Consider the following 23555-nt stretch of genomic DNA (forward strand, 5'->3'; position numbering starts at 1 on the left):
AGGCGCCGTGGGCTCGGCGGACGAGGCAGGCGCCGTGGGCTCGGCGGACGAGGCAGGCGCCGTGGGCTCGGCGGACGCGGCGGGCTCGGTGGGCTTGGTGGACGAGGCAGGCTCCGTGGGCTCCGTGGGCTCCGTGGGCGGGGTCGCCGGGGTCGGGCGGCGGCGCAGCGTCACCAGGGCGACCAGCAGCGCCGCCGTGACGAGGACGGCGGCCACGGCGAACGCCGTCCGGTAGCCGGCGGCGAGCGCGTCGGCCTCCATCCAGCCGGCGTCCCGCAGGCCGTCGGCGCGGCTGGCGGCCAGCGTGGCGAGCGCGGCCAGCCCGAACGCGCCACCGACCTGCTGGGTGGTGTTGACCAGGCCGGAGGCCAGCCCGGCGTCGGCCGGGTCGGCGCCGGCCATCGCCAGCGTGGTGACCGCCGGCAGGGTGAGGCCGCCGGCGACGCCGAAGAGGAGCACCGCCGGGAGCACGTCGGGCAGGTAGCCGCCGTCGACCGGGATCCGGGCGAGCAGCAGGAACGCGACCACGGCCACCGCGAGACCGGTGACCAGCACCGTCCGGGCGCCGTGGCGGGCGATCAGCCGCCCGGCGACGCCGAGCGAGATCACCGCGATCGTCACCGGCGTGGGCAGGAAGGCCAGCCCGGTGGCCGTCGGGTCGAGATCCAGCACCAGCTGGAGTTCGAGGGCGAGCAGGAACTGGAAGCCGAAGTACGCGGCGACCATGAGGAACTGCACGACGTTGGCGGCGACCAGGTCGGGGGTGCGCAGCACCCGCGGCGGCAGCAGCGGGGTCGCGGCCGACCGCTGCCGCAGCGCGAACGCCACGAGCAGGGCCGCCGCGAGGCCGGCCGCGCCGAGCGTCCGGGCGGAGGCCCAGCCGTGTTCCTCGGTGCCGACGATCGCCAGCACGGCGAGCATCAGGCCCCCGGTGACCAGCGTCCCGCCGAGCAGGTCCAGGCCGGCGCGCAGCCCCATCCCGCGGTCGGCGTCGAGCAGGCGTACGGCGCCCACCAGGATCGCCAGGCCGATCGGCAGGTTGATCGCGAAGATGGCGGGCCAGCCGGCGAGGTCGGTGAGCACGCCTCCCGCCAGCATGCCGATCGACGACCCGGCGGCGCCGGTGAAGCTGAAGACGGCGATGGCGCGGGCCCGCTCGGCCGGTTCCGGGAAGAGCCGGACGATCATGCCGAGGCTGACCGCCATGGTGAGCGCCCCGCCGACGCCCTGGAGAAAGCGTGCCACGATCAGCACCTCCGGGCCGGTCGCGACCGCGCAGAGCAGCGAGGCCACGGTGAACAGCGTGACGCCGGCCAGGAAGGCCGCCCGGCGGCCGAGCAGGTCGCCGAGGCGGCCGGCGAGCAGCAGCAGCCCGCCGAAGGCGACGAGGTAGGCGTTGACCACCCAGGCCAGGCCCGTCGCGGTGAAGCCGAGATCCCGCTGGATGGCGGGCAGCGCCACGGCGACGATACTGCCGTCGAGGATGATCATCAGGCTGCCGGCGCAGAGCACGAACAGCGCCGGCCAGCGCTTGTCGCCGGTACGGGTGGACATCGGACGCCTCCTAAGTGCATGGTTTGTTACCAGAGACATCTTCTGTGACCGTGAGGCCCAGCATAAGGAGGCACTTTTATGTCCCAGGGGAACACCGATGTGTCCGTCGACCTGGCGCAGGCGTGCGTCGCCGGCGACGCGCCCTTCACCCCCGGCCAGGCCAAGGCGTGCACCGTCCGGGAGGTGCTCGACCGGGTGGGCGGCAAGTGGAGCATCGGCATCCTGGTCGCCGCCTCCCAGGGGCCGGTGCGCTTCACCGAGCTGGAGCGCCACGTGGAGGGGATCAGCCGCCGGATGCTCACCCTGACCCTGCGCCAGCTGGAACGCGACGGGCTGCTGCAGCGGACGGTCTACCCGACCGTGCCGCCGAAGGTGGAGTACACCGCCACCCCGATCGCACTGGAGCTCTACGACTCGCTGGTCGCCCTGACCAGCTGGGCCGAGCGGCACCGCGCCGCCATCGCGCAGGCGCGGGCCACGTACGACCGGGCGCACGGCGAGGCGGGCTAGGCGGCGGCGGAGCGGCTCGGCCCGACAGCAGACCCCGATGGCGTGTGGGGAACGCCACGCCCTCGATCTGACCGATCGGTCAGGCTCTGACCGATCGGTCAGGCATGCTGGTTCGGGGAGGTGGACCGGCATGGCACGGGCGGTACCGGAGACGCACGACGAGATCCTGGCGGCGGCGGCGCGGCGTTTCGGGGTGACCGGCTACCGGGGCACCTCGTTGCAGGACATCGCCCGCGAGGTGGGCTGCTCCAAGGCGGCGGTGCTCTACCACTTCGCCAACAAGGAGGCCATCCTCACCGAGCTGATGGCCCCGGCCATCGACGTCCTCCAGGCGCTCGACGAGCGGATCGCCGCGCACCACGGCGGGGCCGCCCAGCGGGTCGCCGCGGAGGGCTTCGTCGACCTCGCGGTCCGGTTCCGACGGGAGATCGCCCTGCTCCGGGGCGAGTTCCCGGAGTTGCTCCAGCAGCCTGCCTTCGCGCACATCCAGCGGATCTCCGAGCGGCTGATCGACGCGCTCGCCGGGCACCCGGAGCGACCCGCCGCCCGGATCGCGGCGCTGGTGGTGCTCGCCGGCATCTCGGAGACGTGCGGCGAGTTCGTCGACGTGCCCGACGAGGAACTGCGCCCCGCCCTGCTGGCACTCGTACGACGGGCGCTCGAGCCCGTCGACTGACTCGTTCCCAACCACACACGAGGCGAGGACAAGGAACTCATGGCCACCCTGCTCTACCGGCTCGGCCGGGGCTCGATGCGCCGGCGGCGACTCGTCGCGGCGATCTGGCTCGTCGTACTCGTCGGTCTCGGCCTCGCCGCCGCGACCCTGCGCGGCCCGATAGCGGACAACTTCACGATGCCCGGCACGGAGTCGCAGCGCGCCCTCGACCTGCTCGCCGGGCAGTTCCCGGCGGCCAGCGGCGCCACCGGCACGATCGCGGTCAAGGCGCCCGCCGACGGCGCGCTCGGCAGCCCCCAGGGGCAGGCCGTGGTGAAGGAACTCGCCCAGGAGGCCGCGACGCTGCCCGGGGTGGTCGGCGCCGTCGACCCGTTCCAGGTGGGGGCGGTCTCCCCCGACGGCCGGTACGCGCTGGTCCAGGTCCAGTTCGCCACCCGCGCCGACGAGGTGACCGACGCCCAGCGCGACGCGTACGAGCAGGTCGGCGCGCGGGCCGAGGCCCAGGGCTGGCAGGTCGCGCCCGGCGGCGAGGTGCTCAACGCCGTGCCGGAGGTCGGCTCGACCGAGGCGATCGGCGTCGCGATCGCCGCGATCGTCCTGGTGGTCACGTTCGGGTCGCTGGTGGCGGCCGGAATGACCATGCTCAACGCCCTGATCGGCGTGGGCGTCGGCATGGCGGGGCTCTTCGCGCTCAGCAGCGTGGTCGACCTGACCAGCACCGCGCCGATCCTCGCCCTGATGCTCGGCCTGGCGGTCGGCATCGACTACTCGCTCTTCATCACCTCCCGCTACCGGCAGAACCTGATGGAGGGGCTGCCGCCGGACGAGGCGGTGGGCCGCGCGGTGGGCACCGCCGGCTCAGCCGTGCTCTTCGCCGGGGCCACCGTGGTCATCGCGCTGGCCGGCCTGGCCGTGGTGAACATCCCGTTCCTGACCGTGATGGGTCTGGCCGCCGCCGCCACCGTCACCGTCGCGGTGCTGGTCGCGATCACCCTCCAGCCCGCCCTGCTCGGCTTCGCCGGCCGCCGGGTGCTCCCCCGCAAGCTGCGCTCGTCGACGCCGGCCGGGGACGGGCCGGCCGACGCCCCCGGAACCACCGCGCCGGCCGCCGAGGACCGCTCCGGGTTCGGATTCCGCTGGGCGCGCGCCGTCACCCGGTTCCGGGTGCCCGTCATCCTGGTCGGGCTGCTCGGGCTGGGCCTGCTGGCGCTGCCCACGCCCGACATGCGGCTGGCGCTGCCGGACGCGGGCGCCGCGCCGGTCGGTTCGCCCGCCCGGGCGTCGAACGACCTGATCACCGAGGGCTTCGGGCCGGGCTTCACCGGCCGGCTCGCGGTCGTGGTCGCCGGTGACACCCCGCAGGCCACCTCGGCCGCCATCCCGCAGGTCACCGCGCTGGTCCAGCGCACCGAGAACGTCCTCGCGGTGGCTCCGCCGCAGCTCAGCCCGGACGGCCGCACCGCGCTGCTCGGCGTGGTGCCGAAGACGGGGCCGACCGACGAGGCCACCGAGACGCTGGTCAACGACGTCCGGGCGTCGGTCGGCGAGTTCCGCGACGTGGACGTGCTGCTGACCGGTGCGACCGCCATCGGCATCGACGTCTCCGAGAAGCTCTCCGACGCCCTGCCGGTCTACCTGTTGCTGGTGGTCGGGCTCTCGGTGCTGCTGCTGATGCTCGTCTTCCGCTCGGTGCTGGTGCCGGTCAAGGCCGCGCTGGGCTTCCTGCTCACCGTCGCCGCCACGTTCGGCATCACGGTGGCGGTGTTCCAGCAGGGCCACCTCGCCGACCTGGTCGGCCTGGACACGCCCGGCCCGCTGGTCAGCTTCCTGCCGATCCTGCTGATCGGCATCCTGTTCGGCCTGGCGATGGACTACGAGGTCTTCCTGGTCTCCCGGATGCGGGAGGACTTCGTGCACGGCGACACCGCGCAGCAGGCGACCATCAACGGGATGGGGCACGGGGCCCGGGTGGTCACCGCCGCCGCGCTGATCATGATCTCCGTCTTCGGCGGCTTCGTGTTCCTCGACGACCCGGTGATCAAGTCGATGGGCTTCGCGCTCGCGGTCGGTGTCGCCATCGACGCCTTCGTGGTGCGGATGACCATCGTGCCGGCGGTGATGTCGCTGCTCGGCCGGGGCGCCTGGTGGCTGCCGCGCTGGCTGGAGAAGGTCCTGCCCAACGTCGACATCGAGGGCGAGGGCCTGCGCGCCCACCTCGACGAGCGGGCGCCGGTGGGCCCGCGCAGCTGAGCCGCCCGGCCCGCCCGGCGTCCCACCGGACGCCGGGCGGGCCCCTGCGTACGGGCGCCCGGCCGCCGGGGCGGGCCCCGACCGCCGTCGGCGGTGCGGACGCGGCGGCCCCGGGATCAGCCGCGTACCGCCCGTTCCAGGTCGGCCGGGGAGCCCGCCATGATGGTGCGGGCGTGCCGGGCCACCTGCTCCGCCGGCCAGTCCCACCACGCCAGGTCGAGCAGCCGTTGCACGTCGGCCGCCTCGAAGCGCCGTCGGATCAGCCGCGCCGGATTCCCGCCCACCACGGCGTACGGCTCGACATCCGCCGTGACCACCGAGCCGGCCGCGATGATCGCCCCGTCGCCGATCCGCACGCCCGGCATGATCAGGCAGCCGTAGCCGAACCAGACGTCGTTGCCGACCACCGTGTCGCCCCGGCTCGGCATGCCGGTCGCGAGGTCCAGCGTGGCGTCCCGCCAGGCGCCCTCGAACATGGCGAACGGGTAGGTGGAGACCCCGGCGGTGGGGTGGGCCCCGCCGGCCATCAGGAACCGGGTGCCGGCGGCGATCGCGCAGTACCGCCCGATGACCAGCCGCTCCGGCCCGTACGCGTAGAGCACGTTGGCGTGCTCGAAGTCGGCCGGCCCGGCGGGGTCGTCGTAGTAGGTGTACTCCCCCACCTCGATCGTCGGCGAGGTGACGACGGGCTTGAGGAAGGCGACCCGGTCGAAGCCGGGCAGCGGGTGGCGGGTCATCGGGTTCGGGACGGCGGTCATGCGGCTCCTTCTCCGCCGCGCACGGCGCGGCACCTAAACGCAACTGTCGTTGCGATAGGATCAGCATGCCAGCCCCGCCGTCGTAATGCAACTGGAGTTGCCTTTGTCTCCCGACCGCGCCACCCGTCCCGGCGGCCGCACCGCCCGGGTCCGCGCCGCCGTCCGCGCGGCCACCCTGGCCGAGCTGGCCGAGCGGGGCTACCAGGGGCTGACCGTCGAGGCGGTCGCCGAACGCTCCGGCGTGCACAAGACCACCGTCTACCGGCGCTGGGGCAACGTCGAAGGGCTGATCGCCGACGCCCTGGAGCTGGCCAGCGGCGAGCCGTGGCCGGTCCCGGACACCGGGGACCTCGCCGGCGACCTGCGGGCGCTGACCCGGGAGGTGCTGATCGGCTTCACCGACCCCGAGGACGGCCCGGTCGCCACCGCCTTCGTCTCCGCGGCGGTGCAGAACCCGTCGGCCGCCCGCGCCCTGCACGCCTTCCTCGCCGCCCGGCACGAGCAGGCCGCGCCGGTCGTACGCCGCGCGGTCGCGCGGGGCGAACTGCCCGCCGACACCGACCCCACCGAGGTGGTCCGGGTGGCCGTCGCCCCGCTCTACTACCGGCTGTTCGTCAGCGGGGAACCGGTCGACACGGCGGTCGCCGACCGGGCCGCCGACGCGGCGCTGGCCGCCGCCCGGGCCGGCGCCCTGCGCGCCGCGCCGGCTCCGCGGGCGCCGGACGGTCAGACGCCGGCCGGGTAGGTCTCCATCTCGCCGGGGGTGGTCAGGGCGGGCAGCGGGTGCAGGGCGGTGGTCTCGTCGCACCAGACGAAGGCGTCGTACCGCTCCCCCAGCCGGGTCGGCACGTAGTTGCCCCAGGACTCGAACGAGGGGTCGTAGACCACCCCGATCGCCCGGTGGTCGGCGGTTCCGGTGACCCAGCCCGGCTGGTCGGGGCCGCCGAAGACGAGCACGGCCCGCTCCGGCATCAGCTCGTGCAGCCGGTGCTCCACCGAGCCGGGGCGGGCCGGCGGCACCGCCATCGCCTCGGCCGGCGAGCCCCAACGCGGCGCGGCGATCACCGTGCCCCGGTAGCTGCCGAAGCCGACCAGGACCACCTCGTCGGCCCCGTGCCGCTCGCGGGCCAACTGGCCGATGTTGATCATCCCGTCGGCGGCCATGTCGGTGGCCCGGGCGTCCCCGACGTGGGTGTTGTGCGCCCAGACGATCCCCCGCGCGCCGGGCCCGTAGCGGTCCAGCAGCCGGTCCAGCGTGTCCGCCATGTGGATGTCCCGGACGTTCCACGACTCCGGCCCGCCGCGGACCATGGCCCGGTAGTAGCGCTCCGCGCCGGCCACCACCTCCGCGTTCTGCCAGGCCGAGAAGCTGTCCGGGCCGTCTGCGGCGGCCTGTTCGCGGGTACGCGCCAGCAGCCGGACGACCTCCTCCTCGCACCGCGCGGAGACGAACCGGCTGGCCATGCCGTACTCCTCGACGCGCTTGCCGTACGGCTCGAAGCAGCGGTACGCGTCCTGCGCCGCCTCCAGCGACGCCGGATCCTCCTCGCCGAGGTAGTCGAAGATCGCCTGCATGGACTCCCAGAGGCTGTAGACGTCCAGGCCGTGGAAGCCGGCCCGGGCCTCCACCGGCCGCTCGACGTTCCACGCCCGCAGCCAGCTGCAGAACCGGGCCACCTCGGCGTTCGCCCACATCCACGTCGGCCAGCGCTCGAACCGCTCCAGCGCGGCGCGCGGCTCGACCGCCCCGCCCGGTGCGCCGGTCACCGAGCGGTGCACCCGGTCGCAGTCCGGCCAGTCCCCCTCCACCGCGACGAAGGAGAAGCCGCACTCGGCGATGAGCCGGCGGGTGAGCTGTTCGCGCAGCCGGTAGTAGTCGTAGGTGCCGTGCGTCGCCTCGCCGATCATCACGATCCGGGCGTCCCGGACGCGCTCCAGCAACGGGTCGAAGTCGCTCGGCGCGCCGAGCCGCTGAACCAGCATGGCGGGCGGCTACCCGGCGTGTCGCCGGGCAAACGCCGGTCGCCGACGGGCGCGGCGACCGGCGGGACGACCCGCGACCGACTCCGGTCCCGCCGACGGCGGGACCGGAGTCGGAGCGGGCGGTGTGCCGGCGGGCTGAGCGGGTAGCCCGCCGGCATGACCGTCACCGGCGTGCAGTTGCAGGAGTACCTGGCCGGGCTCGACTACCCGGTCTCCCGCGAGGACCTGGTCCGCTGGGGCCAGGAGAACGGCGTCAGCACGGAGATGCTCCAGACGCTCCGGGCCCTGCCGGCGGAGGAGTTCGACTCCCCCGCCGAACTCGGCGAGGCCCTGAACACGCTGGCCTGACCGCCGCCCCGCCCGGGTTCAGCGGGCGTGCAGCAGCCGGAACAGCACCAGCCACTGCTCCGGCCAGACGTGCCCGACCGGGGTGGCCGGGTCGAGCCGGGTCGCCCGCAGCGCCGCCGACAGCCGCGCCCGCGGGTGGTGCCGGGCCAGCGAGGCCGCGAGCGAGCCGCCGACCCCGTCGAAGCCGATCTCCACCATCCGGCGGTACGCGGGCAGCGCCGACGCGGCCAGCAGCGGCTCCGGCCGCCGCTCGACGCGCAGGATGCCGGCGTCCACCCTCGGGACCGGGCGGAACGCGGTGCGGGGCACCCGGCCGGCGAGGCGCCAGCCGAACTCCGGCCAGGTCAGCACGGTGAGCCGGGTCCACCGGCCGTAGTCGCCGCTGCGCCGGCGGGCGTACTCGAGCTGGGTGAGCAGGGTCGCCGCGCGCAGTCCCGGCGCGGCCAGGCACCACCGCACCACGGCCGAGGTGAGCGACCAGGGGATGTTGCCGACGACATCGAACTCCTCCGGCGGCGGCGTGACGGTGAGGAAGTCGACCTGCCGGTGGGTCACGTTCGGCAGGGTCGCGCAGACCGTGGCCAGCTCGGCGCCGGCGGCCGGGTCCACCTCGTACGCCGTCAGGTGCCGGCAGCGGGCCGCGAGCGGCCGGGTGAGCTGGCCCCGGCCGGCGCCCACCTCCAGCAGGAGCCGGTCGGGCGCGGGGCGGGCGGCGTGGACCACCCGGGCGATCGCGGCCGGGTCGGCGAGGAAGTTCTGGGAGAGTACGCGACGGGACCGGTCGCGTTCGGTTACTCGGGTACGGCGGGGCGCCACGTGTCATCGTCCTGTCTGTCGCCGAGCGGCGACGCGGCGGACAGGCAGCCGCAAGCGGGGCCTGTCCGAGGGAAGAGTGGACTCGGACGGCCCTGGGCGTGGCGCGGAACTTCGGATCGGCGGCGCACGGCGGCACGCCACCGCCGGACCGGAGACCGGGGTCGCGTGCGGCAACCCACCGCCGGGCCGACGGCCGGGGTGGCGTGCGCACGCCACGGCCGGGTCGGTGACCGGGGTGACGCCGACGGCGGCGCTCACCCCCGGGAGGTCACCCGGGACGGCGGTGGGACGGCGCCCGGCGCCCGGGTAGGACCGGGCGAAGGGTGCTGCGTGTGCGGTGCGGGATCAGTCGCGGGTCGCGCCGGCCAGGGCCGGACGCCGGACTCGCGGGCGGGCCACCAGGAGCGGCCCGAAGGCGGCCGGCGTGCCGACCCCCTCGATCAGAGCGTGCGGAGACATGCCCGCGACCCTAGCGCCGCCGTCCCCGCCCGGCGACCGTATTTCCGCCCGGCCCGCCGATCCACCCGCCGGCGTCACCGCCGCGGCGCGTCGTCCTGGAGCGCAGTCGCGGCGCCGCCTTCGTCGCCGGGTGGCCGGGGATGCGCCGGGGCGGCGCCGGAGTTCCTGCTCAGCCCGCCACGTCGACGGTGCGGCCCTCGGCGCGGGTGGTCTCGGCGGCGGCGAGCACGGCGACGACCTCGCGGCCGAAGCGCACGTCGCAGCGGTGGTCGCGGGTGCCCGACCCGATCTCCTCCAGCAACTGGTCGATCGCCACCCCGAACGCGGTCGCCGAGTCGCCCTCGCCGGGCGGGACGGTCTCGACGCCGTTCTCGCCGTAGAAGACGAACTCCCGGCTCACCGCCTCCTGCGGGGCGTCCAGGGTCAGCGACACCGTGCTGGTCGCGCCCCCGTCGTGGGTGAGGAGCAGGTGGACGAGCCCGCGCGGCCCGTCCATCGCGGCGACGCGGGTGACCCGGCCGAGCACGGGCAGGAGGAGCGACAGCGCGTGCGGGCCGATGTCCCAGAGCGCGCCGTGCTCCCGGCGCCAGGGCGAGGCCCCGTACGGGCTGCCGGGCTGGAAGATGGACCCGAACCGGATCGCCTTGGCGGTGTGCCACCCCCCGACGGCGGCCGTCGAGGCGAGGAAGCCGGCGACGTCCGGCTGGTAGCGGCCGGTGAAGAAGACCACCGAGGCGACGCCCGCCGCCTGCGCGGCCTCGACCACCCGGTCGGCGTCGGCGACGCGCAACGCGAGCGGCTTGTCCAGCAGCAGGTGGCGGCCGGCGGTGGCCGCGCGGACCGCGATGCCGGCCTGGACGTCCGGCGGGAGGGCCACGGCGACCGCGTCGCAGGCGTCGATCAGCGCGTCGGCGTCGTCGAACGCCGGCACCCCGTAGCGCTCGGCCAGGGCGGCGGCCTTGCGCGGGTCGCGGCCCCACACGCCCGTGAACGCGACCCCCGGGTGCGCGTCCAGCGCCGCGCCGTGCGTCTCCGCCGCCCAGTGACCGGTGCCGAACAACCCGAACCGCACCACGAGAACCTCCACCGTCGTCGTCACACCACGGTACCCGCGAGGATCCGTCGCGGGGCCTTCCCCGCCGCAGTGCTGCCCGGCCGGCGCGTCCCGGCGGGTGATCGGTGACAGGGTGCTCAGGCCCGCAGAGTGGCGGTCAACCGCTCCGCGGCGACCTGCGCTCCGTCGGTGCGTACGACGGCGGCGAACGCGCGGGCGCGGGCGGCCACCTCGGGCCGCAGTGCGGCGCCGAGCGCCGCGGTCAGCGACTCGACGGTCGGTACCGCGCCGGGGTGCGCGCTGCCGATGCCGAGTGCGGACACCCGGCGCGCGAAGTAGTGCTGGTCGTAGACCTGCGGTATGACGACCTGCGGCGTCCCGGCCCGCGCCGCCGTGGTCGTGGTGCCCGAGCCGCCGTGGTGGACCGCCGCGGCCACCCTCTTGAACAGCGCCTGCTGGTTCACCTCGCCGACGACCATGCAGTCGGGCGCCCGGTCGACCGGCGAGAGGGGTGCCCAGCCCCGGGAGACGACCAGCCGGCAGCCGACCGCGCGCACCGCCTGGACAGCCGTCTCCAGCAGGCCCGGGGGTGCGGCGATGCTGCCGAATCCGACGTAGACGCACGGCTCGCCGGCGTCCAGGAAGGTCGTCAGCTCGGTGGGCAGCGCCCGCTCGTCCGGCAGCAGCCAGGCGCCCGGTTGATAGACAGCCGTGTCGGCATCCGGCCAGGGCGCCAGTGTCGGGTCGGCGGCCAGCCACGGCTGGTCGGTGTGGATGTGGGCGGTGACGTCGTCGACCGGAACCAGTCCCACCGCCGCCCGCAGCGCGTTGAGCGGCGCGCCGAAGGTGTCGTTGACGTGCCGCAGGTTGGCGGCCCACAGTTCGCGGTTGTCGGCCGACTCGGGCGCGGGCACCTCCCCGAGGACCGGCAGCGGCAACGGGGGGTGGTGCGGTGCGGGAAGGGCTGCCGGGCAGAGCGCCGCGAAGACGTACGGAATGCCCCGTCTTTCCGCCACGGTGCGGGCGGCGATCTGAAGGCCGGTCGCCGCGAGGAGGACGTCACAGTCCCGGGCCGCCGCCGACAACACCTCGAACTGGATCGCGATGGAGGACTCGGCCAGCTGGCGTACCCGTGCCGGCGAGGGCCGGGGCACGGCGGCCCGCGACCTGGGCGCCGCCGACCTGCGCCAGGGCGGACCGACGGGCACGAAGGGAATCTGGAAGCTGGCCACCCACCGGGCGAAGTCCGGCGGGGCGCAGAGGCGGACCTGCAGGTCGAGAGCCTTCAACCGCGCCGCCAACGCCACCAGCGGTTGGACGTCGCCGCGTGACCCGAGGGTCGACAGCAGTACGCGCATGATGCTCGCCTTTCCGTCTCGAGCGGCGGATCCGGGCGCGGTGGGACTGGCCGGGACACCCACGTCGGGCCCGGCCGCACCGTCGAGCTGCCACCCCGGCGCCGGGGAGCGGCCCGCCGGTGCCGTGGGTCACGCCCTGGCGGCGACCTGGCCGGGCGCGCGGCGCGCGGCGCTGGTGGCGGGCTGCGGAGCCCGCAACGTCAGCACGTGGCCGAGCCCCTCGACCGCGCGCAGCTCGGCCGCGCACTGGGCGGCCTGGGTCTGGCGCAGGTAGTCCAGCGTCCGCGGGTCGGCGGCGCACATCCCCGGCGTCGGGTCGGCGGTGGCGACCAGGTGGACCTCGCCGGCCAGCAGCAGCGAGGCGGAGATGAACTGGCAGAGTTCCGGCCACAGCAGGTACCGCCAGAAGTCGACGCTGACCACCGCGTCCAGACTGCCCGGCGGCATGGGTGGGGCCACGCCGAGCAGGTGGAAGTTGGTCGGCCCGATGGGTGCGGCGTAGTCGTAGGTGAGCGCCGAGGCGGGCAGCCCGGAGTCGGCGCGGCCGGTGCCTATCCAGAGCACCCTGGGCCCCCGCAACTGGCCGGCGAGGCGCGCGGCGGCGGGCCCGATGGCGCAGGCCGACCGCTCGACGCACTCGTCGATGAGCGCCCGGTAGTGCAGGATCCGCCGGATGGCCTCGTACCCCATGACCGCGGTGAGGAACTCCCACTCCAGGCAGGGGTACATCCTGGCGGCCTGCTGGAAGTTGGCCTTCATCTCCATCCAGTTGCGGGTGATGTTCTTGTGGTGCGGCAGGTGGACGACCCGGGCGTCGTCGTCGTAGCCGAAGTTGACGCCGTCCGGCAGGCTCCGGTCCACGCGGTAGAACAGCTCGACGTCCTCCACGCCGTAGCTCAGACCGAACGCCTCGCGGTAGCCACCGACCTGGGCGAAGCGGGAGCTGGCGAGCGAGATGTTGTGCGTGTAGGCGACCACCCAGCCGGCCCGGAGCCAGTCGCTGTCGTCGTCCGGCAGTCCCATCGCGAACCGCAGGTCGCCACCGTGTGGGAAGGCACGCGGGATCGTGTGCGACTCGCCGGCCAGCACGGCGGGTAGGTCGGCGAGGCCGATCTCGTCCCGCCGGCCGATCAGCACCGCCGCGTTGCCGGGCGCGCTGTGCCACGCCAGGTGTCTCTCCAACAGGTCGGGCACCGCCCACGAGTCGGCGTCGAGGAAGACCAGCAAGGGCGCGGAGGCGCACCGCGCCCCCTCGTTCCGGGCGCCGGAGCGGCCCTTGCGCCGGGGCAGCTCCACCACGCGCAGGCGGAGGCCGGCGCCTTCGGCGAGAGCCTCGGCGTACCCGTCGGAGGAGCCACCGTCCCGGACCACGATCACTTCGAAGCGTTCCGCCGGCAGCGTCTGGCGGGTCAGCGCCTGGAGGGTCAGCGCGAGGCACTGCGGATCCTGGTAGGTCGGCATCACCACGCTCAGCGCCGGGCGGATGGTGGGCAACGACATGGCGATCCTCTCCGTCGGACGAACTTGCCATCGGAGGTCGGCGAGATAGCCAGAGAGTAGCGTTCCGAAAGGTTTTCGTAATACATGAGTAGGGGTCGATAGGGGTAGGACCGTCCCTTCGCGACGGTCGTCGCCCCGGCCGGACCCGCTCCCCGCGCCGGCCGGCACGACTTCGCCGGACGTCGCGCGCCCGCAGGCCGGGCCGGGCGGACGACGCGCCGCCGATGCGGGGCGGCGGGTGACCGGGTGTACTACGCGGGTTAGTAGGCTGTGCCGGTGACCGAACCGCGCCCCGGATGGCCCCGATGACCAGCGCAGCCTCGGCCGGTTCGCCGGTGGACGGGCTCCTCGCGACCGCCTCGATCGCGCTCTCGCTCCTCGTCGCCGCCTGGGCCCTGGTGGCGACGCTGCGGCGCCGCGCGCCGGACCGGGTGCAGTTCGCGGGCCTGGCCGTGCTGGAGGCGGCGCTGCTCGCGCTGACCGCGTTCGCGCTGGTCGCCCTCGGCGGCGGCGAGCGGCCGGGCGAGCCGGGGGCCTTCTTCGGGTACCTGGTCACGCTGGTCTGCCTGCCGCCCCTGGCCTGGGTGCTGGCCAGGATGGAGCCGACCCGCTGGGGCTCGGCCATCGTCTGCGCGGTCTGCCTGGTCACGCCGGTGGTCGTCGTACGGCTCCAGCAGACGTGGGAGGTGCTGGGTGGCTGAGGCGCGGGCCCCGGAGCGGAAGCGGACCAACGCCGGCCCGGGACGGCTGCTGATCGCGGTCTACCTGCTCTTCGCGATCGCCGCGACGAGCCGTGCCGGCCTGCAGATCGCCACGAAGTTCGACGAGGCGCCCGTGGCGTACCTGCTCTCGGCGCTCGCCGCGGCCATCTACATCGTCGCGGCGGTGGGGCTGGCCCGCGCCGGCGCCGCCGGCCGGCGCGTCGCCCTGGCGTGCTGCACCGTGGAGCTGGCCGGGGTGCTCGGCGTCGGGATCCTCAGCGTGGCCGACCCGGAACTCTTCCCCGACGAGACGGTCTGGTCGCGGTTCGGCAGCGGCTACGGCTACATCCCGCTGGTCCTGCCGGTGCTCGGCCTGCTCTGGCTCTGGCGCACCCGGCGCGACCCCGCCTGACCCGGCTCGGCGCACCCGGCGGCCGCGTGGGCCGCGTTCGGCGTGGACGCCGTCAGCGGCGACGTGACCGCGGGGAACCGGTCGCTCCCGGGAAGACCGGCCCGACCCCGGCGGGCGGTGGCCCGCCGGGGCGCGCGGGTCAGTCCTTGGGACCGCCGGCGACGTAGATGACCTGACCCGACACGAAGGACGCCCCCTCGCTGGCCAGGAACGCGATGGTGTGCGCCACGTCCTCCGGCCGGCCGACCCGGCGGACCGGGATCTCCGACTCGGCGTGCTTCTGGAGCGCCTCGAAGTCGACCTTCATCCGGGCCGCGGTGGCGGCGGTCATGTCGGTGACGATGAAACCGGGCGCGACCGCGTTGACGGTCACCCCGAACGGGCCCAGCTCGACCGCGAGGGTCTTGGTGAAGCCCTGGAGGCCGGCCTTCGCGGCGGAGTAGTTCGCCTGGCCCCGGTTGCCCAGCGCGGAGGTGCTGGACAGGTTGACGATCCGGCCCCACTTCGCCTCGACCATGTGCTTCTGGGCGGCCTGGCTGAACAGGAACGCGCCGCGCAGGTGCACGCCCATGACCGTGTCCCAGTCGGCGTCGGTCATCTTGAACAGCAGGTTGTCGCGGAGCACACCGGCGTTGTTGACCAGCACGGTCGGCGCGCCCAGCTCGGCGGCGACCCGCTCGACGGCGGCCTCGACCTGGGCCCGGTCGGAGACGTCCGCGCCGACGCCGAGCGCCCGGCCGCCGGCCGCGGCGATCGCGTCCACGGTCTCCCCGGCCGCCGACTCGTCGATGTCGACCACCGCGACCGCGAGGCCGTCGGCAGCCAGCCGGCGGGCGGTGGCCGCCCCGATCCCCCGCGCCGCCCCCGTGACGATGGCGACCCGCTGCTCCTCCGACATGCCTACCTCCCGGTAACTTGCGTTCGATCGAAGGAGCTTAACCCAGGCGTACGCGGGGCCCGACCGGCGAGGGACAGCGGTCGTGGACCCCGCCACGAGCACGTTGCGGCTACCCTCGCCGCCGTGAACGCAGTGGAGTTCGAAGCACCCGTCGTCGGTGTCACCGTCTACCCGGACCGGGCCCGGGTCACCCGCCGGGGCAGCACCCGGTTGGCCGCCGGTGAGCACCGGTTACGTGTCGCACCGTTGCCGCTGGGCCTGCGGCGGGAGTCGCTACGGGTGGGCGGCCGGGGCGCGGCCACCGTGCTCGGCGTGGACGTGACGACGTGGCGGCAGGCCCGCAGCACCGACGGGCAGGTCGGCGCGCTGGAACAACGGCGCCGGGAGCTGGCCGACGAACTGGCCGAGGTCGCCGACACGGACGAGATCGAGACGCAGCGGGGGCAGTTCCTCGCCCGGCTGGCCGAGCGGGCCGGCGGCACGTACGCCCGCGCGCTGGCCGTCGGTGACGCCGCCCCGACGGACGTGGCCGTCTTCGCCGACTCGGTGGCCGGCCAGCTTGCCGACTCCCACAGCCGCCGGCGCGGGTTGGCCCGGCAGCGTACCGACCTGACCGAGGAACTGGCGGCTGTCGAGCGGCAGCTCGACGCCGCGAACGGCAAGCGGGAACCGGACCGGCTCGCCGCCGAGGTGACCGTGTCGGTGGACGCCGACGACACCGAGCTGGACCTGGAGCTGAGCTACCTGGTCGACGGGGCCCGCTGGCAGCCCTCCTACGACCTTCGGCTGGTCGACGACACCATGACCGTCACCTGGTTCGGCCTGGTCAGCCAGGACACCGGCGAGGACTGGCCGGAGTGCGCGCTCCAGCTCTCGACCGCCCGACCGGCCGCGGCGGCCGGCGTACCCGAACTGTCGCCCTGGTACCTGGACCGGGTCCGACCGGCACCGCTGCCGGCGGCGAGCTTCGGCGCGATGCCGCCGCCCCCGGCGCCCGGCGCGGCGCCGGGGGCCGCGGGCGCCACGGCCCGGTCGGGTCCGGCGCGTCCCCGCGTGCGGGAGAGCGTCGCCGCGGTCGAGCAGGGGGTCACCGCGGCCACCTACCGGCCGGCCCGCCCGGTCGCGGTGCCGGCGGACGGCAGCGCGTACCGGGCCACGATCGCCGTGCTGGAACTGCCGGCCCGGCTGGACCACGTGACCGTGCCGGTCCGCGCGGCCGAGGCGCACCTGCGCGCGACGGTCCGCAACACCTCGGCGCACACGCTGCTGCCCGGCCCGGCGGCGGTCTTCCACGGCGCCGACTTCGTCGCGGCCACCCGGCTGCGGGCGTGGGCGCCCGGTGAGGAGACCGAGTTGGCGCTCGGGGTGGACGACCGGGTACGGGTGGAACGGGAACTCCGCCGGCGTGCCGACACCCGGGCCGCGCTCGGCTCGACCCGGCGACGGGAGGTGGAGTACCGGATCAGCGTGGCCAACCACACGCCCAGGCCGGCGACCGTCGAGGTGCTCGACCAGTTGCCGGTGTCCCGCGATGAAGCGGTGGTCGTCCGGGAGACCACCCTCGTCCCGCCGCCGGCCGAGCGTACGGAACTGGGCGAGGTGACCTGGCGGCTGCGGCTCGAACCGGGGGAGAGCGGCGAGATCACCATGGGCTTCCGGGTCGAGTTCGCCAAGGGGGTCGAACTGGCCGGCTGGCGGGAGTGACCGGGCGGGGAAGGTCCTTCCCCGCGACGGACTGGTCCTGGCCGGTCAGCGGCCGCGACCGCGGCAGAGGCGGATCCAGCGGTAGCCCTGGCCGGCCAGCTTGAGCCGGTCCAGCTTGCCCACCTCGCCGTAGTTGCGGTCGGCGAGGACGTCGACGGGGAGGTCCGCCTCCGGCTCCAGCGTGCTGAGGTCCACCTCCGCGTCGGCGGTGCCGAGGTTGTGCAGGAAGACCATCGTCCCGGTCCGCCCGTCGGCCCGGTGCGCCAGCACCCCCGGCGGCATCGCCACATCGATGTGCGTGGTCGAGCCCGAGCCCACCTCGGGGGCCTCGCGGAGCGTACGGATCATCCGCTCGAACCAGGCGAGCAACGACTTCGGGTCGCTGCGCTGGGCGGTCACGTTGACCTTCTCGTAGCTGAAGTCGCCCTTGTCGATCACCGGGCGGACCAGCTTCTCCGGGTCGGCCGTGGAGAAGCCGGCGTTCGGCTGGTACGACCACTGCATCGGGGTGCGGATCGCCTCCCGCCCGGGCAGCGACAGGTCCTCCCCCATGCCGATCTCCTCGCCGTAGCGCAGCACCGGCGTGCCGCGCAGCGAGAACTGCAGCGCGTACGCCAGCTCGATGCGCCGGCGGTCGTTGCCGAGCATCGGGGCGAGCCGGCGGCGGATGCCCCGGTCGTAGATGCGCATGTTCTCGTCCGGGCCGAACTCCGCGTACACCTGGTTGCGCTGCTCGGCGGTGAGCCGGGAGAGGTCGATCTCGTCGTGGTTGCGCAGGAAGGTGGCCCACTGCCCGCCCTCGGGCAGCGCGGGGGTGTCGCGCAGCGCCTCGATGATCGGCTCCGGGTCCCGCCGCGCCAGGGCCAGCATCAGCCGCCCGTTGAGCATGAAGTCGAAGAGCATGTGCAGGCGGTTCGCCGAGCCGCCGGCGTCGGTGAAGAAGGTCGGCAGCTGGTCGGGCTCGACGTTGGCCTCGGCGAGCAGGACGGCGTCGCCCCGGCGCCACTGCACGTGCTGGCGCAGCTCGGTGAGGAAGTCGAAGTCCTTCGGGGAACTCGGGTTGCCCGGCTCAGTCAGCTCGATGATGAACGGCACGGCGTCCATCCGGAAGCCGGAGACGCCGAGCTGGAGCCAGAACGACACGATCTTCTTGACCTCCTCGCGCACCTTCGGGTTCGCGAAGTTGAGGTCCGGCTGGAACTTGTAGAACCGGTGGTAGTACCAGGCCTTGGCGGTCCGGTCGTAGGTCCAGGTCTCGTTCTGCTCGCCGGGGAAGACCATGCCCTGGTGGCGGTCGTCCGGCTCGTGGTCGGACCAGACGTACCAGTCCCGGTACGGCGAGTCCGGCGAGGAGCGGGCGGACTGGAACCAGGGGTGCTCGTCCGAGGTGTGGTTGACGACCAGGTCGATGATCACCCGGATGCCGCGGTTCTGCGCCTGGTGCAGCAGCTCCGCGAAGTCGCCGAGGGTGCCGAAGCGCGGGTCGACGTTGTAGAAGTCGGTCGCGTCGTAGCCGTCGTCACGGTTGGGCGACGGGTGGATGGGGTGCAGCCAGAGGCAGGTCACGCCCAGCCGGGCGAGGTAGTCGAGTCGGCCGATCAGGCCCCGGATGTCGCCGACGCCGTCGCCGTCGGAGTCCGCGTACGTGTCGATGTCGAGGCAGTAGACGACCGCCTCGGAATACCACCTGTCAGCCATGTCGACCTAATGTCTCCGATCCGCGCGCCCGGCAAACGCGAGCAGCTCCGGAGCGGCCGGCGCGAGGCTGGTGGCATCGTGGCGGCGTTCAGCGTGGTCGTCCGCCAACGGCAGCCCTGGTGCGTCGGGTGGATCACCACGGGTACGGTCCCGACATGGGTGACGCGAAGCGACCGGTCGACTGGGCCGAGGGCGAGTGGTGCAACGAGCCGGTGCGGGTCGAGGACGGGCCGGCGGGCGAGCTGCTGGTGGAGCCGGCCGAGGGCAGCGACCTGTGGCGGCACACCTCGTACGGCTTCGTGCACGACGACGCCCCGGCGCTGCTCGCGCCCCTCCCCGTCGGCGACGCGATGGAGGTGGCGTTCCGCCTCGACTACGGCGAGCAGTTCGACCAGGCCGGCGTGCTGGTGCGGGTGGACGAGCGGAACTGGGTCAAGGCCGGGGTGGAGGTCAGCGACGGGCAGCCGCAGGTCGGGGCCGTGGTGACCCGGGAGGTGTCCGACTGGTCGGTCGCGCCGGTGCCGGAGTGGACCGGGCGGGCGGTCACCGTCCGGGTCAGCCGCGGCGAGGACGCGCTGACCGTCCGGGCCCGGGCCGACGACGGGCCGTGGCGCCTGGTCCGGCTCGCCCCGCTGCCGCCGGAGGCGGTGGCGGCGGCCGGGCCGTACTGCTGCTCCCCCACCCGGGCAGGGCTGCGGGTCCGGTTCACCGGCTGGTGGCGGGGACCCGCCGACGCGGCGCTGCACCCCGAGGACTGAGCCCGGGTGGCTCGGCTCACGGGCAGGTGTGACCGGCGGGTCACGGGGTAGAGGAATCTGATCCCCCGGACCCGGCGAAAGGATCGCGATGGCACTCGCCGAGAACGTCGACCCGACCCGGCTCGGCGGGCTGACCGGATGGGTGGCAGGGGTCATCGACGCCGCCGGCGCGCTCGGCGTGGCGCTGCTGGTCGCCCTGGAGAGCATCATCCCGCCGATCCCGAGCGAGATCGTCCTGGCGATGGCCGGCTACCTGGCCGGTGAGGGCCGGTTCAACGTGGTGCTGGTGGTGCTCGCCGCCACCGCCGGTTCCCTGGCCGGGGCGCTCGTCCTCTACTGGCTGGGCGCGGCGGCCGGCGAGGACCGGCTCAAACGCTGGCTCGACAAGCTGCCGCTGGTCGACCGGGACGACCTGGAGAAGGCGGACCGCTGGTTCGAGCGGCACGGCCGCTGGGCGGTGCTCTTCGGCCGGATGGTCCCGGTGGTGCGCAGCCTGGTCTCCGTCCCCGCCGGGGCCAACCGCATGCCGCTGCCCGAGTTCGTCGCGTTCACGACGCTGGGCAGCGGCATCTGGAACACCCTCTTCGTCGGCCTGGGCTACGCCCTCGGCTCCCGCTGGCAGCAGATCGAGAAGTACAGCAACTGGTTCGACTACGGCATCATCGCCGTCTTCGTCGTGATGATCGCCTGGTGGGCGGTCAAGAAGACCCGCCGCCGCGCCCGCCGACGCGACCACGTCGACGCCACCCGGTGACCCGGGCGGGCCGCGGTCGTGGTGCCCGGTGCGGCCGGTTTCGCGGCCTGCGTGGGCACCACAACCGCGTGATCCCCTCGGGGGTGGGGGGTGTCAGGGCAGGGTGTCGAGGTGGGGGGCCACCGTGCGGGCGAAGCCGTTGCCGTTGGTGACGTCCCAGTTGACCGACCACGTCATCGCGCCGCGGATGCCCGGGTAGGTGCGCGGGGGGCGGAAGCTGCCGCAGTTGGTGCCGCGGGCCAGGCAGTCCAGCGCCGCGTTCACCACGCTCGGCGCGACGACGCCGCCGCCGGCCGCGCCCGGCCCGGCCGGCAGGCCGAGACCGACCTGGTCCGGGCGCAGCCCGGCCTCCAACTGGATGCAGGCCAGCGCGACGATGAAGTTCACCGTCCCCTGGGCGTACGCGGCGTTGCGGTCGCAGCCCAGCATCGCCCCCGAGTTGTAGAACTGGGTGTTCACGACGGTGAGGATGTCCTTGATGTCGAGCGCCAGCTTGAAGTAGCTGCTGCCCGGGGACTGCATGTCGATGGTCTGCGGGGCCATCGCGATGATCAGCCCGGCGCCGACCCTGGCCCGCAGCGAGCGCAGCGCCTGGGCCATGTAGGTCGGGTTCAGCCCGTTCTCCAGGTCGATGTCGACCCCGTCGAAGCCGTACCGCTGGATCAGCGCGTACACGCTGTCGCTGAACGCCGCGGCGGAGGCGGCGTCGTTGACCGCCACCCGGCCGGTCTCGCCGCCCACCGAGATGATGACCTTCCTGCCCCGGGACTGGAGGGCGCGCACGTCGGCGGAGAAGTCCGCGTCGGTGTAGCCGCCGAGGGCGGCGGAGAGGCCGGGGTCGACCGCGAACGTGACCGCGCCCGGGGTGGCGGTGGCCTCGGCGAACGCGACCGCGACCACGTCGTACTCGGCGGGCACGTCCCGCAGCCGCAGCTCCACGGCCGGGTTGTCGAAGTTGTGCCAGTACCCGGTGAGGAGGTGCTTCGGCAGCCCGGTGTTCGGCGGCGGGCTGGTCGGGGGCGGGGTGGTCGGCGGGGGCGTGGTCGGCGGCGGAGTGGAGCCGGTCGGCGTCGGGTCGGGCGTGCCGCCGAGCCGGTCCGCCACCAGGATGCCCCGGCCGTTGGTGCCGAGGTAGACCCGGCCGTAGACCCGGGGGTCGCCGGTCAGGGCCTCCCCCGCGTTGCCGTACTGGTGCTGGTCGTCGTTGATCCGCACCCAGGTCGCGCCCGTGTCGTCCGAGCGGTGCACGCCGGGCTGGCCGTCGACGGTGCCGAACAGGTACAGCGCCGGGTACGTCCGGCCGGGCGCGGCCTTGCCGAAGCCGACGTTGCCGGCGGCGCTCACCCTGCCCAGCTTGGTGAAGGTGGCCCCGGAGTCGGTGGAGCGCCACAGCCCGCCCTCGCCGGCCAGCCACAGCTCGCCCTCCCGGCCGGGCAGCGCCTTGAACCTGACGTTGCCGGTGGCGGGCAGGCCCGTGGCTGCCGACGCGGTGAAGCTCGCCCCGCCGTTGGTGCTGACGTAGAGCCTGCCGCCCGCGAAGGCGTAGAACCTGTTCGGGTTCACGCGGTCGGACTCGATCGTCGCGTTGGCCGGTACGCCGCTCGACGGGGCCCACGAGGCGCCGAAGCCGACCGAGTGCACCACCTGCTGGCCGGCGTCGCCCGGTGCCCAGACGAACCGGCTGCCGTCGGCCGACGCGGCGACCGTGCCGCCGCTGTTGACGCCGGACGGCTCGCTGCCCTGGAACCAGTTGGCCCCGCCGTCGGTGGAGAACGCGACATGGCTGTCGTCGGGGCGGTCCGCGTCGGCGAAGTTGCCGGCCCGCACCAGCACGCTCGGCTTCGCCTCGGCGTAGTCCAGGCTGGTCGTGCTGGTGAAGTTCGGCTGGGTGAACATCATCGGCGGCACGGCGTCCAGGTCGGTGTGCCGGAAGCCGCCGATGTCACCGAGCGCGCTGACCAGCGGCGCCCCCGACGGCGGGCTGACCAGGTCGAGCACCGCGGTCTCCTCCAGGCCCTCCACCATCGGCCTGATCGTGAACTGGCCGCCGGTGTCCCACTTGGTGAGGTCGGTGCTGCCGTAGATGGTCGCGCCGGTGCCGTACATGAACCGGTTGCTGTCGTGCGGGTCGATCTCGACCGACTCGTTCATCCAGCCGAGCTTCGGGGTCTCCTCCGGCGGGGCGGGGTTGCCGCCGAAGGTCAGCCACGGCACCGAGCTGACGTCCATGGTGTAGCGCCTGGTCTTGTTCGGGTAGCTGCTGAACTCCCAGATCCGGGTCCAGGTGGCGCCGCCGTCGGTGCTGCGCCAGAAGATCGCGTCCGGCCACCACGAGATCTGGGTGGCCACCATCAGGGTGTCCGGCCGCTGCCGGTCGATGGTGAGGCCGCTGTAGCCGAAGTACGCGTCGGTGCTGGTCGAGGGGATCGGGCTGATCCGCGTCCACGCGCCGGTGGCGCGGTGGAACTTCCAGACGTCGCCCTTGCCCCCGTCGTACGGACCGCCGGTGTCGCTGGTGGCGATGTAGAGGAAGCCGCCCACCGGGTCCACCACGCCCTTGTGCGCCAGGTAGCCGGTCGGCTGCCCGGCGATCCGCTCCCAGGTGGCGCCGCCGTTCGTGGTGCGGTAGACCGGGTTCTCCTTGTCGGCCACGCCGACGTAGACGGTCTGCGTGGCGTTGCCCGGCGTACCCGTGCTCCTGTCGAAGCTGACCCAGGTCAGGCCCTGGTTCTGGCCGTTGTAGCCGTTCGGGTCGCTGGGGTCGGCCCGGTAGTTGCCGACGTTGGGGAAGTTCGCCACCTTCGCCCAGGTCGCCCCGAAGTCGGTGCTGCGCCACAGGCCGTTGCCGCCCTCGGCGCCGTAGTAGAGGACGCTGTTCTTGTTCGGGTCGACGGCGAGCCGCTCGCCCATGCCCCGACCGGGCATGTTCCCGCCGTTCTTGAACGGCAGCTCGGTGACCTGCCAGGTGGCGCCCTTGTCGGCCGAGCGCAGGATGGCCCCGTTGTTCGGGTCCCAGTCGTTGGTGTACATGCCGACCGCCGCGTACACCCGGTTGGTCTGCACCGGGTCGGTGGCGACGCTGACCACGCCGTTCCAGCCCCACTTCTCCGCGCCGACCCAGTCCAGCAGCGGCTTCCAGGACTGGCTGGCCTGCTCCCACCGGTACATCCCGCCGATGTCGGTGCGGGCGTAGATCAGGTTCCTCTCGGTGGGGTTGAAGACGATGCCGGGGACGAAGCCACCGCCGTCGATCCGGACGTTCTTCCAGGTGTACGCCTCGGCGGCGGCCGCGGCGGCGGTGGGCGAGCCGGCCGCGGTGAACGGTGCCGCCACGAGGGTCGCGGCGACGACCAGCGCGGACACC

Annotated in this window: 19 protein-coding genes and 1 pseudogene; 10 read left to right on the forward strand and 10 right to left on the reverse strand. The window is 74.1% G+C overall.

The window, feature by feature from the left end; translation table 11 throughout:
* The coding region (locus tag ACSNOB_RS21160) for an MFS transporter (RefSeq protein WP_436688201.1) at window positions 1-1554 on the reverse strand (1554 nt) is incomplete at its 3' end.
* A gap of 78 nt (window positions 1555-1632) precedes the next feature.
* Here ACSNOB_RS21160 and ACSNOB_RS21165 point away from each other — a divergent pair.
* The 3 genes from ACSNOB_RS21165 (at window position 1633) to ACSNOB_RS21175 (ending at window position 4990) form a co-directional block, all read left to right on the forward strand.
* Window positions 1633-2064 carry a winged helix-turn-helix transcriptional regulator gene (locus ACSNOB_RS21165; RefSeq protein WP_436688202.1) on the forward strand — a complete coding sequence of 144 codons (432 nt, stop codon included), beginning with the start codon at window positions 1633-1635 and terminating at the stop codon, window positions 2062-2064.
* Window positions 2065-2194: 130 nt separating this feature from the next.
* On the forward strand, window positions 2195-2740 hold the full coding sequence (locus tag ACSNOB_RS21170; RefSeq protein WP_436688203.1) for a TetR/AcrR family transcriptional regulator: 546 nt from the start codon (window positions 2195-2197) through the stop codon (window positions 2738-2740).
* A 39-nt stretch (window positions 2741-2779) separates the two neighbouring features.
* Window positions 2780-4990 (forward strand): MMPL family transporter, encoded by a 2211-nt coding sequence (locus ACSNOB_RS21175; RefSeq protein ID WP_436688204.1) that lies wholly within the window; start codon window positions 2780-2782, stop codon window positions 4988-4990.
* Window positions 4991-5106: 116 nt separating this feature from the next.
* On the opposite strand, the gene ACSNOB_RS21180 is transcribed toward ACSNOB_RS21175, so the two are convergent.
* Entirely contained in the window at window positions 5107-5748 is a 642-nt protein-coding gene (locus ACSNOB_RS21180) for a CatB-related O-acetyltransferase (RefSeq protein ID WP_436688205.1), read from the reverse strand.
* Window positions 5749-5851: 103 nt separating this feature from the next.
* Between ACSNOB_RS21180 and ACSNOB_RS21185 the strand changes: the two genes are divergently transcribed.
* Window positions 5852-6493 carry a TetR/AcrR family transcriptional regulator gene (locus ACSNOB_RS21185; protein ID WP_436688206.1) on the forward strand — a complete coding sequence of 214 codons (642 nt, stop codon included), beginning with the start codon at window positions 5852-5854 and terminating at the stop codon, window positions 6491-6493.
* On the opposite strand, the gene ACSNOB_RS21190 is transcribed toward ACSNOB_RS21185, so the two are convergent.
* Entirely contained in the window at window positions 6475-7731 is a 1257-nt protein-coding gene (locus tag ACSNOB_RS21190) for an erythromycin esterase family protein (RefSeq protein ID WP_436688207.1), read from the reverse strand. The genes ACSNOB_RS21185 and ACSNOB_RS21190 overlap by 19 nt on opposite strands.
* Window positions 7732-7887: 156 nt before the next feature.
* On the opposite strand from ACSNOB_RS21190, the gene ACSNOB_RS21195 reads away from it, so the two are divergent.
* On the forward strand, window positions 7888-8079 hold the full coding sequence (locus ACSNOB_RS21195; RefSeq protein ID WP_436688208.1) for a DUF2795 domain-containing protein: 192 nt from the start codon (window positions 7888-7890) through the stop codon (window positions 8077-8079).
* 18 nt (window positions 8080-8097) lie between these two features.
* Here the strand turns inward: ACSNOB_RS21195 and erm are convergent, their stop codons facing one another.
* From erm to ACSNOB_RS21215, 4 genes are all read right to left on the reverse strand, one after another.
* Window positions 8098-8895, reverse strand: coding sequence for an ErmE/ErmH/ErmO/ErmR family 23S rRNA (adenine(2058)-N(6))-methyltransferase (erm, locus tag ACSNOB_RS21200; RefSeq protein WP_436688209.1), 798 nt, complete (start codon window positions 8893-8895; stop codon window positions 8098-8100).
* 628 nt (window positions 8896-9523) lie between these two features.
* A complete protein-coding gene (locus ACSNOB_RS21205; RefSeq protein WP_436688219.1) occupies window positions 9524-10429 on the reverse strand; it encodes a Gfo/Idh/MocA family protein in 906 nt (301 codons plus the stop codon).
* 116 nt (window positions 10430-10545) lie between these two features.
* Window positions 10546-11766, reverse strand: coding sequence for a glycosyltransferase (locus tag ACSNOB_RS21210; RefSeq protein WP_436688210.1), 1221 nt, complete (start codon window positions 11764-11766; stop codon window positions 10546-10548).
* A 129-nt stretch (window positions 11767-11895) separates the two neighbouring features.
* Window positions 11896-13266 carry a glycosyltransferase family 2 protein gene (locus tag ACSNOB_RS21215; RefSeq protein ID WP_436688211.1) on the reverse strand — a complete coding sequence of 457 codons (1371 nt, stop codon included), beginning with the start codon at window positions 13264-13266 and terminating at the stop codon, window positions 11896-11898.
* 305 nt (window positions 13267-13571) lie between these two features.
* On the opposite strand from ACSNOB_RS21215, the gene ACSNOB_RS21220 reads away from it, so the two are divergent.
* Window positions 13572-13967 (forward strand): hypothetical protein, encoded by a 396-nt coding sequence (locus ACSNOB_RS21220; RefSeq protein WP_436688212.1) that lies wholly within the window; start codon window positions 13572-13574, stop codon window positions 13965-13967.
* Window positions 13960-14379: a hypothetical protein gene (locus ACSNOB_RS21225; RefSeq protein ID WP_393109496.1), complete on the forward strand. Its 420-nt coding sequence runs from the start codon at window positions 13960-13962 to the stop codon at window positions 14377-14379. Before ACSNOB_RS21220 ends, ACSNOB_RS21225 begins: the two co-directional genes overlap by 8 nt.
* Before the next feature lie 139 nt (window positions 14380-14518).
* Here the strand turns inward: ACSNOB_RS21225 and fabG are convergent, their stop codons facing one another.
* Entirely contained in the window at window positions 14519-15277 is a 759-nt protein-coding gene (gene fabG, locus ACSNOB_RS21230; RefSeq protein ID WP_436688213.1) for a 3-oxoacyl-ACP reductase FabG, read from the reverse strand.
* 123 nt (window positions 15278-15400) lie between these two features.
* On the opposite strand from fabG, the gene ACSNOB_RS21235 reads away from it, so the two are divergent.
* The gene (locus ACSNOB_RS21235) at window positions 15401-16981 is read left to right on the forward strand and encodes a DUF4139 domain-containing protein (protein WP_436688214.1); all 1581 of its coding nucleotides are present in this window, start codon (window positions 15401-15403) and stop codon (window positions 16979-16981) included.
* A 45-nt stretch (window positions 16982-17026) separates the two neighbouring features.
* On the opposite strand, the gene ACSNOB_RS21240 is transcribed toward ACSNOB_RS21235, so the two are convergent.
* The gene (locus ACSNOB_RS21240; RefSeq protein WP_436688215.1) at window positions 17027-18679 is read right to left on the reverse strand and encodes an alpha-amylase family protein; all 1653 of its coding nucleotides are present in this window, start codon (window positions 18677-18679) and stop codon (window positions 17027-17029) included.
* Between the two features lie 155 nt (window positions 18680-18834).
* On the opposite strand from ACSNOB_RS21240, the gene ACSNOB_RS21245 reads away from it, so the two are divergent.
* Window positions 18835-19437: a DUF1349 domain-containing protein gene (locus ACSNOB_RS21245; RefSeq protein WP_436688216.1), complete on the forward strand. Its 603-nt coding sequence runs from the start codon at window positions 18835-18837 to the stop codon at window positions 19435-19437.
* A gap of 88 nt (window positions 19438-19525) precedes the next feature.
* Window positions 19526-20191: a DedA family protein gene (locus ACSNOB_RS21250; RefSeq protein WP_393109486.1), complete on the forward strand. Its 666-nt coding sequence runs from the start codon at window positions 19526-19528 to the stop codon at window positions 20189-20191.
* A 93-nt stretch (window positions 20192-20284) separates the two neighbouring features.
* Here ACSNOB_RS21250 and ACSNOB_RS21255 read toward each other — a convergent pair.
* A pseudogene (locus tag ACSNOB_RS21255) lies at window positions 20285-21247 on the reverse strand (chitinase); the annotation flags it as partial.
* Window positions 21248-23555: the final 2308 nt, after the last annotated feature.

The organism is Micromonospora sp. URMC 106 (assembly GCF_051386395.1).
Lineage (GTDB): Bacteria > Actinomycetota > Actinomycetes > Mycobacteriales > Micromonosporaceae > Micromonospora.